At 70.5% G+C, this 15,128-nt stretch carries 16 protein-coding genes; 7 read left to right on the top strand and 9 right to left on the bottom strand.

The features are described from left to right. Positions 1–78 precede the first annotated feature (78 nt). The 4 genes from K4G59_RS18580 to K4G59_RS18565 form a co-directional block, all read right to left on the bottom strand. Positions 79–807 carry a nucleotidyl transferase AbiEii/AbiGii toxin family protein gene (locus K4G59_RS18580; protein ID WP_231252552.1) on the bottom strand — a complete coding sequence of 243 codons (729 nt, stop codon included), beginning with the start codon at positions 805–807 and terminating at the stop codon, positions 79–81. A gap of 19 nt (positions 808–826) precedes the next feature. Then, positions 827–1,498 carry a helix-turn-helix domain-containing protein gene (locus tag K4G59_RS18575; RefSeq protein WP_231252551.1) on the bottom strand — a complete coding sequence of 224 codons (672 nt, stop codon included), beginning with the start codon at positions 1,496–1,498 and terminating at the stop codon, positions 827–829. 91 nt (positions 1,499–1,589) lie between these two features. After that, complete coding sequence (gene ychF / locus K4G59_RS18570) at positions 1,590–2,666, bottom strand: redox-regulated ATPase YchF (protein WP_231252550.1); 1,077 nt, start codon at positions 2,664–2,666, stop codon at positions 1,590–1,592. A gap of 144 nt (positions 2,667–2,810) precedes the next feature. After that, positions 2,811–3,641 (bottom strand): M12 family metallo-peptidase, encoded by an 831-nt coding sequence (locus K4G59_RS18565; protein ID WP_231252549.1) that lies wholly within the window; start codon positions 3,639–3,641, stop codon positions 2,811–2,813. 197 nt (positions 3,642–3,838) lie between these two features. On the opposite strand from K4G59_RS18565, the gene K4G59_RS18560 reads away from it, so the two are divergent. Together K4G59_RS18560 and K4G59_RS18555 are read left to right on the top strand one after the other, a co-directional pair. Beyond that, positions 3,839–4,342: a PH domain-containing protein gene (locus K4G59_RS18560; RefSeq protein WP_231252548.1), complete on the top strand. Its 504-nt coding sequence runs from the start codon at positions 3,839–3,841 to the stop codon at positions 4,340–4,342. Next, positions 4,339–5,859, top strand: a complete 1,521-nt coding sequence (locus K4G59_RS18555; RefSeq protein ID WP_231252547.1) for a PH domain-containing protein — start codon at positions 4,339–4,341, stop codon at positions 5,857–5,859. The genes K4G59_RS18560 and K4G59_RS18555 overlap by 4 nt, the downstream gene beginning before the upstream one ends. On the opposite strand, the gene K4G59_RS18550 is transcribed toward K4G59_RS18555, so the two are convergent. Next, entirely contained in the window at positions 5,856–7,649 is a 1,794-nt protein-coding gene (locus tag K4G59_RS18550; RefSeq protein WP_231252546.1) for an acyl-CoA dehydrogenase, read from the bottom strand. The genes K4G59_RS18555 and K4G59_RS18550 overlap by 4 nt on opposite strands. A 96-nt stretch (positions 7,650–7,745) precedes the next feature. Then, the gene (locus K4G59_RS18545) at positions 7,746–8,558 is read right to left on the bottom strand and encodes a matrixin family metalloprotease (protein ID WP_231252545.1); all 813 of its coding nucleotides are present in this window, start codon (positions 8,556–8,558) and stop codon (positions 7,746–7,748) included. Positions 8,559–8,753: 195 nt separating this feature from the next. On the opposite strand from K4G59_RS18545, the gene K4G59_RS18540 reads away from it, so the two are divergent. Genes K4G59_RS18540 through K4G59_RS18530 form a run of 3 tightly spaced genes read left to right on the top strand, consistent with a single transcriptional unit; the run spans position 8,754 to position 11,208 of the window. Then, positions 8,754–9,533: an exodeoxyribonuclease III gene (locus K4G59_RS18540; protein WP_231252544.1), complete on the top strand. Its 780-nt coding sequence runs from the start codon at positions 8,754–8,756 to the stop codon at positions 9,531–9,533. Between the two features lie 39 nt (positions 9,534–9,572). Beyond that, positions 9,573–10,739 (top strand): DNA recombination protein RmuC, encoded by a 1,167-nt coding sequence (locus K4G59_RS18535; protein ID WP_231252543.1) that lies wholly within the window; start codon positions 9,573–9,575, stop codon positions 10,737–10,739. 22 nt (positions 10,740–10,761) lie between these two features. Next, on the top strand, positions 10,762–11,208 hold the full coding sequence (locus K4G59_RS18530) for a DUF6542 domain-containing protein (RefSeq protein ID WP_231252542.1): 447 nt from the start codon (positions 10,762–10,764) through the stop codon (positions 11,206–11,208). Between the two features lie 186 nt (positions 11,209–11,394). On the opposite strand, the gene K4G59_RS18525 is transcribed toward K4G59_RS18530, so the two are convergent. Continuing rightward, positions 11,395–12,018 carry an L-threonylcarbamoyladenylate synthase gene (locus K4G59_RS18525; protein ID WP_231252541.1) on the bottom strand — a complete coding sequence of 208 codons (624 nt, stop codon included), beginning with the start codon at positions 12,016–12,018 and terminating at the stop codon, positions 11,395–11,397. 13 nt (positions 12,019–12,031) lie between these two features. Next, positions 12,032–13,030 (bottom strand): 4-hydroxy-3-methylbut-2-enyl diphosphate reductase, encoded by a 999-nt coding sequence (locus K4G59_RS18520; protein ID WP_231252540.1) that lies wholly within the window; start codon positions 13,028–13,030, stop codon positions 12,032–12,034. 57 nt (positions 13,031–13,087) lie between these two features. Between K4G59_RS18520 and xseA the strand changes: the two genes are divergently transcribed. Continuing rightward, entirely contained in the window at positions 13,088–14,353 is a 1,266-nt protein-coding gene (gene xseA / locus K4G59_RS18515; protein ID WP_231252539.1) for an exodeoxyribonuclease VII large subunit, read from the top strand. Next, positions 14,346–14,570, top strand: a complete 225-nt coding sequence (locus K4G59_RS18510) for an exodeoxyribonuclease VII small subunit (protein ID WP_231252538.1) — start codon at positions 14,346–14,348, stop codon at positions 14,568–14,570. The genes xseA and K4G59_RS18510 overlap by 8 nt, the downstream gene beginning before the upstream one ends. On the opposite strand, the gene K4G59_RS18505 is transcribed toward K4G59_RS18510, so the two are convergent. Further along, on the bottom strand, positions 14,567–15,109 hold the full coding sequence (locus K4G59_RS18505; RefSeq protein ID WP_231252537.1) for a DUF4245 family protein: 543 nt from the start codon (positions 15,107–15,109) through the stop codon (positions 14,567–14,569). The two genes, K4G59_RS18510 and K4G59_RS18505, sit on opposite strands and share 4 nt — an antisense overlap. Positions 15,110–15,128: the final 19 nt, after the last annotated feature.

Genomic DNA, 15,128 nt, shown 5'->3' with positions numbered 1-15,128 from the left:
GCGTTAACGTGGGCCATGAAGGCCTCCCTCTGGAAGTGAAGTCCTAGACAGCTCCACTCCACACCGGGAGGCCTTCACCTATCTACGGCTCGCCGTGCCCGATCGCACAACGTGACTGGGCATCACACCTAGACCTTCGATCTTCGCGCATCTTGCGGACAGGTCGCGGATGCTCTGCCAGACAGCCGCTCGGGGCGCGTCGATCTTGAGTGCTCGGATGTATTCGTCGAGACGCTGCGGGCGATCTCGGAGGTAGGTGACTGCTTTGTCGAGGCTCTCGCCGACTGTCTTGCCGTACGCATCGACTGCCTTGCGCGCGCCGGCCTTCAGGGCGGTGGTGTCGGGTTTCATCATGGCCAGGTCGATCAGGTCGCGACTGAACGTCGACGTGTCTGCCCAACGGTCGTCGTTGGCGAGCAGCTTGGTTGCGACCTGGTCAGTTCGCGTCAGGATCCGTACGCCGCAGATCTCATCGCCCGGGGCGGGAGTGTCGAGGTCGATGCGGCCTTCATGGATGATCTCGATCTTGATCGCAACCCCCGCAACGAGCGCCGAGGTCCTGATCCCGTAGCCGTCGACAGAGGGTGTTCGACCCAGGTCCAGTGCTCGGGTAGCCAGAGCGTCGAGCCCGTGGTCCCTGACCATCTGGCGCAGCGCGCGGTAGGACTGCGGGTCGGAGACCAGGAAGTCGATGTCAACCGATTCGCGGAACTCGCCGTTGGCAAGGACGATCGCGGTCCCGCCTCCGAACCAGCAGTTGTGCTCTGCCAGGAGCGGTGCGTCGAGGATCGACAGCAGCTCGGCCACCTGTTGATGGTGCAGCCGCCTAAACAAGGAGCCTCCCGTTGCTGTAGGTGTCCGCCAGGTGCTGGATGAACGCCTTCTCGTGATCGGTCAGCGTCTCCTGGTCGAGGTGTCGCCAGCCGCGTTCGTAGAGGTTGAGTGCCTCTGTCTCGGTGACGGTGGTGCCGGCGTCGGTCTGCCATGCCAGAGTGCGGAGGCCGGGGTAGTCGCCGACCGTGATCGTCGCCGGTTCTGCTGTCGGAGCGTCGAGGATCGGGACGACGAGGTGAAGTCCGAGTGCGGCGGCAACATTGACGTAGGCGCCGATCGTGACCGAGGGGTTGCCCGCTTCGATCCTGTGCAGGGTGACACGCGAAACGCCAGCAGCTTCGGCACAGGCGACTGCGGTGACACCGAGGGCCTTTCGGCGTTCGCGCAGCCGAGCGCCTAGGCGTTCGAGGTCCGCCTGCTGCTCGCGGCTCGTGTGCGGGCTGGGGGCTGGCATGTTTCTCATTTTAGTCGTTCGATCCCTCAGGTCAACAATGAGAAACGTTTCGGAGGACTTCTTGGTCAACTGAACTAGCCCAGCGCGCAGCTCGCCGCGCCCGCTGACGACCTCGTCCACGCGGGGACGAAGCCCAGTGGTCACGGTCGAGTCGACCGTGTCGCCATCACCTGATCCGACCGACTCGTACAGCCGGATGGCGAAGCCCACTGCGCCGTCGAAGGGGCGCCTTGCGACGGGTTCGCTCGTAGCACGCCGGGGTCCGGAGATCGGCCCTTCGAGCGGCGCAAACGTGCCGGGTTCAGACGTTGAAGCGGAACTCCACCACGTCACCGTCGGCCATGACGTAGTCCTTGCCCTCCATGCGCACCTTGCCGGCCTCCTTGGCCTTGAGCATGGAGCCGGCGGCCATCAGGTCGTCGAAGGAGACGACCTCGGCCTTGATGAAGCCCTTCTGGAAGTCGGTGTGGATGACACCGGCGGCCTCGGGAGCGGTGGCGCCCTTCCTGATCGTCCAGGCCCGCGTCTCCTTGGGCCCGGCGGTCAGGTAGGTCTGCAGGCCGAGGGTGTCGAAACCGACGCGCGCGAGCTGGTCGAGGCCGGACTCGGTGATGCCCATCTCGGCGAGCATCTCGTGCGCCATCTCGTCGTCGTCCATCTCGGCGAGGTCGGCCTCGAACTTGGCGTCGAGGAAGATTGCCTCGGCCGGCGCGATGATCGCGCGCATCTTGTCCTTGAGTGCCTCGTCGGCGAGCTCGTCGGCGTCGCAGTTGAAGACGTAGATGAACGGCTTGGCCGTCAGCAGCGACAGCTCGCGCAGCAGCGAACGGTCGATGTCGGTGGCGATGACCGGGGTGCCCGACTCCAGCGCGTCCTTGGCAGCCCTGGCGGCCTCGAGGTTCGCCACGAGGTCCTTGACCTTGCGCGACTCCTTCTCGAGCCGGGCGATCGCCTTCTCGACGGTCTCGAGGTCGGCGAAGATCAGCTCGGTCTGGATCGTCGAGATGTCGTTGGCGGGGTTGACCTCGCCGTCGACGTGGGTGACGTCCTCGTCGCGGAAGACGCGCGTCACCTGGCAGATCGCTGCGGACTCACGGATGTGGGCGAGGAACTTGTTGCCGAGGCCCTCGCCCTGCGAGGCGCCGCGGACGATGCCGGCGATGTCGACGAACTCGACGGTGGCCGGCAGCTGCTTGGCGGACTCGAACACCTCCGCGAGCTGCGGCAGCCGCTCGTCGGGGACACCCACGACACCCACGTTGGGCTCGATCGTCGCGAACGGGTAGTTCGCCGCGAGGACGTCGTTCTTGGTCAGAGCGTTGAAGAGCGTCGACTTGCCCGCATTGGGGAGACCGACGATGCCGATGGTGAGAGCCACGGGCGGGGAGTCTACGGGCGCGACGCTCCCCCGCGCGAAACGTCACCGGGACGCGAACCGGACGTGACCTGGACGCGCCCCGGACGCGACAGAGGGCCCGACCGTGCAGGGTCGGGCCCTCTGTCCTGGAGCGTCAGCGTCGCGTCAGGAGCCGTACACCGCGCGGATGCCGGCGCGGTCGGTGCTGGTCATCGAGAGGTTGCTCGAGGTGCCGTTGCACTGCGGGTAGTGCATGATCGACGACGAGTCGTACGGCGTCAGCGGGCGCCAGTTGTTGTCCTCGAAGCAGGTGCCGGACTCGGGTCGCGTGTGCTCGTGGCGGAAGCCGAGGGCGTGCCCGAGCTCGTGGGCCATGATGTTGCCCGGCGTCCAGGAGCCGCTGTTCATCAGCGACGAGGCGTTGACCAGCACGTTGCGCTGGCTGTCCGAGGAGCTCGGGAAGAACGCGCGGGCGATGTACTGCGTCGTGTAGGTCGGCTCGACGGAGAACAGCACCGCGTTGTTGCTGGTGCGACAGTTGGAGTCGGCCGAGGGGACGTAGGTGAAGTTCACCCCGGACGAGGCGGCCTCCCACTGGGCTGCACCGTTGGCCATCGCGTTGACGATGTTGGTCTTCTGGGAGCCGAAGTTGTTGGACACGCAGTAGGTGAGGTTGCGCGCCGTCGTCGCCGACCACTTGTCGTCCACGCCGTAGATGCGGTTGATGATGAGCTGCGTCGACGGCTCGTCGCCGGCCTCGTAGGACGCGACCATCTCGTCGTAGTAGTCGCGCAGCATGCGGGTGCTGCCGATGGTCTCGTCGCCGTTGACGACGTACTGGCCGGCGACGTCGCGGAAGGTCGCGGCCTGGAACTCGCCGAAGGTGGGCACGCGGTCCCGGGCCGGGGCCGCGGTGGCGGACGGGGCGAGGGAGCAGGCGAGCGCGGCGGCTGCGAGGGTCGCGGTGGCGGCTCGCAGCATCATGCGGAGTGACATCGAGGTGGTCCTTCTGGTCATCGGATGGATGGGTGGGCGCCGGGACACACTCAAACCGGACCAGACCACCGGGCGGAAGGCGTGCGTTGGGCCATGAGTGTGCATTGCACGAACCTGCAGAACCTCGGTGCTGCATCGACGATGCGTCGTCCGTTGCACAACTTCGCCGACGCGGGACCACCTGCAAGACTCGCCCCATGAGTCACGTGGGGGGTACGCCGGTGCTGCGGGAGCCTGCGTACCAGGTCTCGCCGCAGGCGATCGGCTTCTGGACGGTGTCGGCGCTCATCGGTGACGTGCTGCTGGTGCTCGGCGCGGTCCTCGCCTGGCTGGTCGTCCCGGGCGCCCCGGGCTGGGTCGGCCTCCTGGTCCTCCTCCTCGCCCTCGTCGCGGTCGCCCACGTCGTGCTGATGCCGCGGATCCGCTTCCGCGTCCACCGCTGGGAGGTCACCGACACCGCCGTCCACACCCGCGAGGGCTGGATCGGCCGCCAGACCCGGATCGCGCCCATCAGCCGGGTGCAGACCGTCGACTCGCGGCAGGGCGCACTGCAGCGGTTGTTCGGCCTCGCGTCGATCACTGTCACCACCGCCTCGGCCGCCGGCCCCATCACCGTCGACTGTCTCGACGCCGAGACCGCACGCCACGTCGTGGCGCGGCTGACGGCGATCACCGCCACGACCGAGGACGACGCCACGTGATCCCCGCCCCCGGCTCCCCGGGCGAGGGGTGGTCGAGGCTCAGCCCCCGCAAGCTCCTGCTCGACCCGGTCAAGGCGATCGGCCAGGCGATCGTGCCGGTGGTGATCGCCCTCGTGGGCATCAGCCAGAGCGACACCCGTTTCTGGCCCTTCATCTTCCCCGTGGTGGTCGTCGCACCGCTCGTCTTCGGCGCCCTGCCGTGGCTCACCACGCACTACCGGCTCACCGACTCACAGATCCAGGTGCGCAGCGGCGTGCTCAACAAGACGACGTCGACCGCGCCGCTCGACCGGGTGCGCAGCGTCGACCTCGAGGCCTCGCTGCTCCACCGTGTCCTGGGCCTGCAGAAGGTGCAGGTCGGCACCGGCGTCGACGACGACCGGATCACCCTCGATGCCCTGGCGCTCGCCGACGCGCAGGCACTGCGGACGACTCTCCTGCGCCGGCGCGAGGCCGAGCAGCCCGCCGCCGCCCCGGTCCTGCCCGCGGAGGACGGAGCTCCCGCACCCGCCGTCGTCCCCACCCCGCCTCCGTCGCCCACCCTCCTCGCGCGCATCGACTGGTCATGGCTGCGCTTCGCCCCCTTCAGCCTCGCGCGCCTCGTCCTGCTCGCCGGCGCCGTCGGCGTCGTGGCGCAGTTCGGCGACGACCTGCCCATCTGGAACGAGGAGACCGCGACGTCGGCGTGGGCGTGGATCACCCAGTTCGCGATCGCCCTGGTCGCCCTCGTGCTCGCCGTGGGCGGGCTCGCCCTGTGGCTCGTCGTGTCCGTGGCCGGCTACGTCGTGCAGTGGTGGGGCTTCCGCCTGGTGCGCGAGCACGGCTCGCTGCACCTGACCTCCGGGCTCTTCACGACGCGGTCCATCACCGTCGAGGAGGCCAAGGTGCGCGGCGTCGAGCTCGTCGACCCGCTGCTGATGCGCCTGGTCGGCGGCGCCGAGCTCTCCACCCTCGCCACGGGCGTGGAGGACGGTGTCACCCAGGTGCTGCCACCGTGCCCGCGCGCGGTCGCGATCGGCGTCGGCGAGTCGGTGCTCGACCAGCCCGGCCCGCTGACCGAGCCGCTCGTCGAGCACGGACCGCGGGCGCACCGCCGGGCGTGGTTCCGTCAGCTCGGCAACGCCGTCGACGTCACCGTGGTGGCGGGCGTCGCGTGGTGGCTCCTCGACTTCTCGGGCCTGTGGGTGCTCGGCGTGGCGCTCGCCGCGCTGCTCCTCGCCGCGGTGGCGGGCGAGGCGTCCTATCGCCACCTCGGGCACGCGTTGCACGAGCGGCACCTCGTCGCCGGGAGCGGCACGTTGGCACGGGTGCGCACCGTGCTGGAGACCGACGGCATCATCGGCTGGGTGGTGTCCCAGTCGTGGTGGCAGCGCCGGATCGGCCTCGCCGACCTCACGGCCACCACCGCGGCCGGCGCCGAGCGGGTGCTCGTGCGGGACGTACGCGTCGACGTGGCCGTCGCGCTGGCCGACCGGGCGACGCCCGGACTGCTGACCGACTTCCTCGAGCCTGCCTAGAACCAGTCCTCGCGCATCTCCAACGTGGTGGTGTCGCCCGAGGCGAGCAGGTCGAGCTGGGGCGCCACCTTCGGCAGCTCCCAGCGGAAGAAGTAGCGCGCGGCCGCCCGCTTGCCGTCGTAGAAGTCGCCGGTCCGCTCCCCCACGGCCACCAGCTGCTCGAGCCACATCCAGGCGATCACCACGTGACCGGCGGCCTCGAGGTAGACGGTGGCGTTGGCGAGCATCCGGTCCGGGTCGCCCAGACCGGCCAGGCCCATCGTGACCTCGCCGAGGCGGTCGACCGCGGCCTTCAGCGCATCGGCGTACGCCGTCGGCTCCCCGCCTAGCTCGCTGGCGCGAGCAACGGTCTGCTCGATCCGCCCCGCGAGGGCCATCAGCGCGGCACCTCCCCCACCGAGGATCTTGCGCCCCAGCAGGTCGAGGGCCTGGATGCCGTGGGTGCCCTCGTGGATCGGGTTCAGACGCTGGTCGCGCCAGTGGGCCTCCAGGTCGTGGTCGCGGGTGTAGCCCGAGCCGCCGAGCACCTGGATCGCGAGGCTGCAGCTCTCCTGCCCCCACTGCGAGGGCCACGACTTGGCGATCGGCGTCAGCACGTCGAGGAGCTGGCCCGTCGCGAGCCGTTCAGCGTCGTCCTCGGCGCTGGCCTGCTCGTCGAGGAGCCGCGAGCAGTAGAGGTTCAGCGCCAGCGCGCCCTCGACGTAGGACTTCTGCGCCAGCAGCATCCGGCGCACATCGGCGTGCTGGATGATCGGCACCTGAGGGCCCGCCGGGTCGGCGGCGGTGAGCGCACGACCCTGCGGCCGGGTGCGGGCGTAGTCCAGCGACTTCAGGTAGGCGGTGTAGGCCGTCGTGGTCGCCGACATCCCCACGCCGAGACGCGCGGCGTTCATCATGTGGAACATGTAGGACAAGCCCTTGTGGGCCTCGCCGACGAGGTATCCCACCGCGCCCGCTGCTCCGCCCGGCGTGAAGGCACCGCTGCCGAAGACCGGCGCGGTGTTGACCGTCCCGCGACTGCCGAGCTTGTGGTTGATGCCGGCGAGCACGACGTCGTTGCGCTCCCCGATCGAGCCGTCCTCGCCGACGAGGTGCTTGGGCACGATGAACAGCGAGATGCCGCGCGACCCGGCGGGGGCGTCGGGCAGCTTGGCGAGCACCAGGTGGACGATGTTGTCGCCCATCTCGTGGTCGCCGCCGGAGATCCACATCTTGCTGCCGAAGATGCGGTGGGTGCCGTCGTCGGCGGGCACCGCGCGGGTGGTCACGTCGCCCAGGCTCGAGCCGGCGTGCGGCTCCGAGAGCGTCATGGTGCCGAAGAAGCGGCCCTCGAGCATCGGCTGCACGTAGCGCTCGACCTGCTCGGGGGTGCCGTGGGCCAGCAGCAGCCCGGCGTTGGCGACGGTGAGGAAGGAGTACGCCGCGGTGCCGATGTTGGCCGCGGTGAACCACGCCATGCAGGCCGAGGCCACCACGTGCGGCAGCTGGAGCCCGCCGTGCTCCTCGTCGATGGTGAGGCCCATGAGGTCGGCCTGGGCGAACTTCTGCAGCGCGGACTCGATCTCGGGGATCAGCCGCACCTTCTCACCGTCGAACACCGGCTCCTCGGTGTCGCTCTTGCGGTAGTGGGGGGCGAAGTGCTCGGTGGCGATCTCCTCGCAGAGCCCCAGCAGGGCGTCGTACGACTCGCGGTCGTGCTCTGCGAAGCGGGGGCGTGCGCTGAGGTCCTCGACGTGGAGCCACTCGAAGAGGAGGAACTCCAGGTCACGGGCGGAGAGGATGGTGGACACGCCATGACGCTACCGGCCGCGCCGGTGCGGACATGACGAACGCCCCCTCCGCTCGGGACGGAAGGGGCGTTCGCGACTGCGGTCGAGCCTAGCCGATCAGGCGCCGTAGAGCGCGGCTGCGCCCTGACGGTCCGTCGCAGTCATGCTCAGGTTGCTCGAGGTGCCGTTGCACTGCGGGTAGTGCATGATCGAGGAGGAGTCGTACGGCGTCAGCGGGCGCCAGTTGTTGTCCTCGAAGCAGGTGCCGGACTCGGGGCGGGTGTGCTCGTGACGGAAGCCGAGCGTGTGGCCGAGCTCGTGGCCCATGATGTTCGCCGGGGTCCAGGAGCCCGAGGTCCAGATCGAGTCGTCGACCAGGACGTTGCGTGAGCGCTTGGGCGTGCTCGGGAAGAACGCGCGGGCGATGTACTGCGTGGTCTGCACCGGCTCGACGGAGAACAGCACCGACTTGTTGCGCGTGGTGCAGCTCGCGTCCTGGGACGGCACGTGGACGTAGTCGATGCGCGAGGACGCGCCCTCCCACAGGGCCGCACCGGCCGCCATCGCGTTGACGACGTCGGAGTGGCGCGAGCCGAACTTGGTGCTCACGCAGTAGGTCAGGTTGCCGACCTGCGAGGTCGACCACTTGTCGTCGACGCCGTAGACGGTGTTGACGACCAGGCCCTCCTCCATGGCCTCCTCCGAGCCGTGGACCATCCGGTCGTAGTAGGCCTTCAGGTCACCGCTGTTGGAGATGGGCTCGTCGCCGTTGACGATGTACTGCCGGTCGGTGTCCTTGAACGTCGAGGACGCGAACTGCTGGAACGTCGGGATCTCCGAGTCCGTGCCCGCCACGGCCGAAGGGGCCAGGGCGGTGCCGAGGAGGGCCGTTGCACCGAGGGCGATCGCCCCGAGTCGAGTGCGCTGCATGGTGGTTGTTCTCCTAGATGGGGGGATGTGGACACACGCCATCTCGGAAAGGTCGAGCAGGTGGGCACGAGTTCCCGAGACCAGTGCGTTGCCGACGAACCTCTCCCACGGAGGCCGCATCTGTAAAGGGTTTCCTGCACAAAGCCTCATCTGCCCCGTGACGTCCGGCGTGGGACCCTTCCCTAGGGTGGAGCGGTGCGCATCGCCACCTGGAACGTCAACTCCCTCCGCTCCCGCATCGACCGCGTCGAGGCGTTCCTCCAGCGCCACGACGTCGACGTCCTCGCGCTGCAGGAGACCAAGGCCCGCGAGGACCAGCTGCCGCTGATGGGCTTCCAGGCCCTCGGCTACGAGGTCGCGGTGGCGGGGGTCAACCAGTGGAACGGCGTCGCGCTGCTGTCGCGTGTCGGCCTGGAGGACGTCGAGGTCGGCTTCGCGGACATGCCGCCGTACGGCGACCCTGCCGCCGCGGAGGCGCGGGCGATCGGGGCCACCTGCGGCGGGGTGCGCGTGTGGTCCCTCTACGTCCCCAACGGCCGCAAGCCCGACGACCCGCACTACGTCTACAAGCTCGACTGGCTGGCCCGGCTGCGCGACAGCGCCCGCGACTGGCTCGACGTGCCGACCGCACTCGTCGGCGACTGGAACATCTGCCCGACCGACGACGACGTCTTCGACGTCCGGCAGTTCGCGAAGTCCACCCACGTCACCCCGCCCGAGCGCGCGGCCTTCCAGGGCTTCCTCGACGACGGCTGGGTGGAGACGACGCGCGCCCACGCGCCGGGCTACACCTACTGGGACTACTACCGCCAGCGCTTCGAGCGCGACCGCGGGCTGAAGATCGACTTCGTCCTCGGGTCACCGGCACTGGCCTCGCGCGTCACGGGTGCGTTCATCGACCGCGACGAGCGCGACCCGGCCCAGGGCTCCGGCTCGCCGTCGGACCACGCCCCGGTGGTCGTCGACCTGGACTGAAGCCGCCCCGGTGTCGGTGGGCACGTCCATGCTGGGCCCATGGACACCTTCCCCCTCCTGATCGTCCTGGCCCTGGTCCTCGCGGTCGGTCTCGCCCTCGGCGCGCTGATCGGAGTGCTGTGGGCCCGCAGCCGCCCTGGCGACGACGCGGCCGTCGCGGCGCTCGAGCAGCGGGTTGCCGACCACGCCGTGGTGCAGGACGGCCTCGAGCGGCTGCAGGACCAGCTCAGCGACCTCGCGCACGACCGCGTCGCCTGGCAGGCCCAGCTGCACCAGCAGGTCGCCGACATGCGGCTGTCCACCGAGACGCTGCGCCGCGAGACCACCACCCTCGCCACCGCGCTGCGCAAGCCGCAGGTGCGCGGTCAGTGGGGCGAGCTGCACCTGCGCCGCACCGTCGAGCTGGCCGGGCTGGTTGACCACTGCGACTTCGCCGAACAGGTCCGCATGGACGACGGTCGGCTGCGTCCGGACCTGGTGGTGACGCTCGCGGGCGGGCGCACCATCGCCGTCGACGCCAAGGCGCCACTGGCGGCGTTCCTCGACCTGACCGGGACCGACGATCCGGCCGAGCACGACAGGGCGCTGGCCCGGCTCGGTGAGCACATGCGCACCCACATCACCGACCTCGGCTCGCGGCGCTACTGGGAGGCGCTGTCCGGCACCCCGGAGTTCGTCGTCCTCTTCGTGCCCGGTGAGGCGATCCTGCAGGCCGCGCTGCAGGCGGTGCCCGACCTGGTCGAGCAGGCATCGGCGAAGAACGTCGTGCTGGCCACGCCGTCCACCCTGATCGCGCTGCTGCGCACCGTCGCCCAGGGGTGGCAGCACGAGGTCCTCAACGAGCAGGCCCAGGCCGTGCAGCGGCTCGGCCAGGAGCTCCACGCCCGGCTCGGCTCGATGGCCGGCCACCTCGACCGCGTCGGCCGCTCGCTCAACGCCAGCGTCGTGGCCTACAACCAGGCGATGGGCTCGCTCGAGGGCCGCGTGCTGGTGTCCGCACGCCGGTTCGCCGAGCTGGGAGTCACCTCCGAGCCTCTCGTCGAGCCGCGCCAGGTCGAGACCGTCCCTCGCTCGGCCGCAGCCCCCGAGCTGGCCGCGCTCGACGGCGTACGAGGTGCGACGCAGGAGCCCTCGATCGACGACCTGCTCGCCCAGCAGGCGCGCTCGCCGGGCGAGCCCCCGGCGCGCCGCGCCCGGGGAGCGTGAGACCGGTCCTAGGTTGAAGGACGTGACACTGGCCGAGGCGTGGTGGCAGGTCGGGCGCGAGCCCGGCCGTCAGGTCGTGTCCCTCGGCGTCGCCGTCACCCTCACCGCGGTGAGCATCGACGTGCTGCTGGTGGGGCGGCTGACGTTGTTCTTCGACCTGTGCTTCATGGTGCTCTGCCTGGGCCTGGCCGCGCTGGTGCGCCGGCGCGACTTCTTCTTCGTGGCGCTGCTGCCCCCCGTGCTGCTGACGACGGTCTTCACCTTCGTCGCGCTCGTGGCCCGCGGCGCGATCGCCGACCCCAGCGACAGCTTGCTCCAGGCCGTGGTCTCCGGCGTCGCCACTCACGGCATCGCCCTCGGCGTCGGTTACGCGCTGTGCCTGGGCTGGCTGGCCTGGCGCCTCCACCGCGAGGGCGAGGCCGACATCGCCACCGAGCTCGAGCGTGAGCTGAGCCAGCCGACCGGCTGACCGGGCGCTTCGCTGCGCTGCGCCGTGCCGACCGGGCGCTTCGTTGCGCTGCGCCGTGCCGACCGGGCGCTTCGTTGCGCTGCGCCGTGCCGACCGGGCGCTTCGTTGCGCTGCGCCGTGCCGACCGGGCGATCACTTCCGCACCAAGCGCCCGCTCAGCGGGTTGCAGCGCGAGGAAGTGCCCACTCAGGCCTCGAAGCGCTCCACGTCGCCGGCCCCGCGGCGTACGACGACGGGCTCGACCTCGGACCAGTCGATCACGGAGGTCGGCTCGGCGGTGACCTCGCCGGACTCGACCACGACGTCGACGACGTGGTCGAGGTCCTCCTTGATCTCCCAGCCCATGGTCCGCGCCTCGGTCTCGCCGGGCAGGATCAAGGTGCTGGTGAGGATCGGCTCACCGAGCTCCTCGAGCAGCGCGCACACGAGCGTGTGGTCGGGGATGCGGACCCCGACGGTGCGCTTCTTCGGGTGCATCAGCCGCTTCGGCACCTCGCCGGTCGCGGGCAGGATGAACGTGTAGGGCCCCGGCGTCGCCGCCTTGATCGCGCGGAAGGCCGCGTTGTCGACGTGCACGAACTGCCCGAGCTGCGAGAAGTCCTTGCACATCAAGGTGAAGTGGTGGCGGTCGTCGAGCTCGCGGATGCGCAGGATGCGGTCGCGGCCGTCGCGGTTGCCGAGCTGGGCGCCGAGGGCGTAGCCGGAGTCGGTCGGATAGGCGATCAGCTCGTCGTTGCGGAGCGCGTCGACGACCTGGGTCACCAGCCGCGGCTGCGGGTTGTCGGGGTGGACGTCGACGTAGCGGGCCATGACCTGCTCCCCGTCAGGCCTTCTGGGCGGCGCGCAGGTCGCGGCGCAGCTCCGGGGGCAGCGCGAAGATCAGCGACTCCTCCGCGGAGTGCACGGCCTTGGCGTCGGGGTAGCCGCGCTCGGAGAGGAAGGCGAGCACACCCTCGACGAGGTCCTCCGGCACCGAGGCACCCGAGGTCACCGACACCGTCTCGACACCGTCGAGCCACGCCTCGTCGATCTCGGTGTGGTCGTCGACGAGGTAGGACGCCTTGGCACCGGCCTCGAGGGCGACCTCGACCAGGCGCACGGAGTTCGACGAGTTGCGCGAGCCGACCACGATCACGAGGTCGGCGGACGGCGAGATCTCCTTGACCGCGAGCTGGCGGTTCTGGGTGGCGTAGCAGATGTCGTCGCTCGGCGGGTCCAGCAGCAGGGGGAACTTCTCCCGGATCGCCGCGACCGTCTCGAGCGTCTCGTCGACGCTGAGCGTGGTCTGCGAGAGCCAGGCGACCTTCGCCGGGTCGCGCACGACGATGCCGTCGACGTCGTCGGGGCTCTGCACGAGCTGGATGTGGTCGGGCGCCTCGCCCGCGGTGCCCTCGACCTCCTCGTGCCCCTCGTGGCCGATCAGCAGGATGTCGTAGTCGTCGGAGGCGAAGCGGCGCGCCTCGTGGTGGACCTTGGTCACCAGCGGGCACGTGGCGTCGATGGTCTTGAGGCTGCGCTCGGCGGCCTGCGCGTGGACGGCCGGCGAGACGCCGTGGGCCGAGAACACCACGGTCTGGCCCTCGGGCACCTCGTCGAGCTCCTCGACGAAGATCGCCCCGCGAGACTCCAGGTTGGCCACGACGTGCTTGTTGTGCACGATCTGCTTGCGGACGTAGACCGGCGCGCCGTAGAGGTCCAGCGCCTTCTCCACGGTGATCACGGCCCGGTCCACGCCGGCGCAGTAGCCGCGGGGGGCCGCCAGCAGCACGTTCTTCGCGCTCTCGGGGTCGAGGACGGGAGGAAGGCCGAGGTCGGTGCTCATGGGGGCGAGTCTACGGGCCCACCCGCCACTGTCCCTCCCCTCGCCTATCCTCGCCGCGTGCCCTCACTCCGCGACGCCACGGCCGAGTCCCCGGCACCGGTGCGCGCGGTGGCCAACGCGGTGGCGCAGTGGATCGACAAGCTGGGCGGCGTGTGGGTCGAGGGCCAGATCGCCCAGGTCAACCGGCGCCCCGGCGTCAACACCGTCTTCATGACGCTGCGCGACACCGTCGCCGACATCTCGGTGACCCTCACGTGCGCGCGCTCGCTCTTCGACTCGATGAACCCGCCCCTGGTGGAGGGGGCGAGCGTCGTGGTCCACGCGCGTCCCAGCTTCTACGCCAACCGCGGTTCCTTCTCGCTGGCCGCGCGCGAGATCAAGATGGTCGGGCTCGGCGAGCTGCTCGCCCGCCTCGAACGCCGCCGGCAGCTGCTGGCCGCCGAAGGGCTCTTCGCCCCCGAGCTCAAGCGCGACCTGCCGTTCCTCCCGGGCCGGGTCGGTCTGGTGACCGCGCCCAACAGCGCTGCGGAGCGCGACGTCCTGGACAACGCGCGCCGCCGCTGGCCGGGGGTGCAGTTCGAGGTGGCCTACGCCGCGATGCAGGGACAGCGGTGCGCGGCCGAGGTGATCGAGGCGCTGCAGCGGCTCGAGCGCAACGCCGACGTCGACGTCGTCGTGGTGGCCCGCGGCGGCGGCTCGATCGAGGACCTGCTGCCCTTCTCCGACGAGGCCGTCATCCGCGCCGTCCACGCCATGCGCACCCCCGTGGTCTCGGCCATCGGCCACGAGCCCGACCAGCCGCTGCTCGACCTCGTCGCCGACGTGCGCGCCTCCACGCCGACCGACGCCGCCAAGCTGGTCGTGCCCGACATGGCCGAGGAGGCACAGGGCGTCACGTGGGCGCGCGACCGTCTCCGCCAGGTCATCACCCAGCGCATCGCGCGCGAGCAGGAGTGGCTCGGGCAGGTCCGCTCGCGGCCCGCGATGGCCGACCCGCGCCACCTGCTCGCCGTGAGGTCCGACGAGGTCGACGAGCTGCTGGCGCGCGCCCGGCGTACGCTCTCGCACCGCCTCGACCGCGCCGCCGACGACATCGGCCACCAGCGCGCCCGGGCCCAGGCCCTCTCGCCGCTCGCCACCCTCCAGCGGGGCTACGCCGTGCTGCAGGACGCCGACGGGCACGTCGTCACGTCCGTCGCGCAGACCACCGCGGGCGCGGCCGTCTCGGTGCGGGTCGCCGACGGCCGCATCCATGCCACCACCGATCGCGTCGAGCCCGACGCCCCTGTGCCAGACCCCGTCCAGGAGGACCCCGATGAGTGACGCTTCCCCCCAGCCCGCCCCGGACCAGCCCAGCTACGAGGAGGCGCGCGAGGAGCTCATCGAGGTGGTCCGCACCCTCGAGGCCGGCGGCACGACCCTCGAGGAGTCGCTGGCGTTGTGGGAGCGCGGCGAGGCGCTCGCCAAGGTCTGCCAGTCCTGGCTCGACGGTGCCCGCACCCGGCTCGACGAAGCCATGGGCACCGACTCCGACGGCTAACGGGTCAGCAGCCCCATGAAGGCCTCGATGTCCCCGACCGGCGCGGAGCCGTAGACGAGCAGCGCCTCGTCCCCGATCTCGGTGGCGTAGCCGGTGTCCCCACCGTCGTCGGTGAAGGTCTGCCAGGTGTCGGCGACCTCGGAGCTCACGCTCGCCTCGTCGCCGGCCTCGGCGTCCTCGTCGACGTACAGCTCCACGAGGTCGTCGACCGATGCGTCCTGCTGGCGGATGCCGACGAAGTCGCCGTCGTCGGTGAGCACCCCGAGGCCCCACCGCGGGTCGTCGCCGGCGGACAGCTCCACGCTCGTCGCGATCCACCCCGCCGGCAGGTCGCGCGGATGCACGACCGACAGGTTCGCCTGCTGCGCGACCTCGACGCTGTCGCGCCAGTCGACGGCCACCGGGGTGTCGTCGACCTCGCCGCGGAACATGCCCCGCCAGGCCACGAACACCAGCACGAAGAGCACGGTCACGATCAGCGCGCCGGTCATGCCACCGAAGGAACGGTTGTACCTGCCCGGCTGCCCTTGCGCACTCACGGCCTCATCCTCCCAGCCC

The organism is Nocardioides furvisabuli (genome assembly GCF_021083185.1).
GTDB lineage: Bacteria > Actinomycetota > Actinomycetes > Propionibacteriales > Nocardioidaceae > Nocardioides > Nocardioides furvisabuli.
This window is presented reverse-complemented; position numbering and strand designations above follow the sequence as displayed.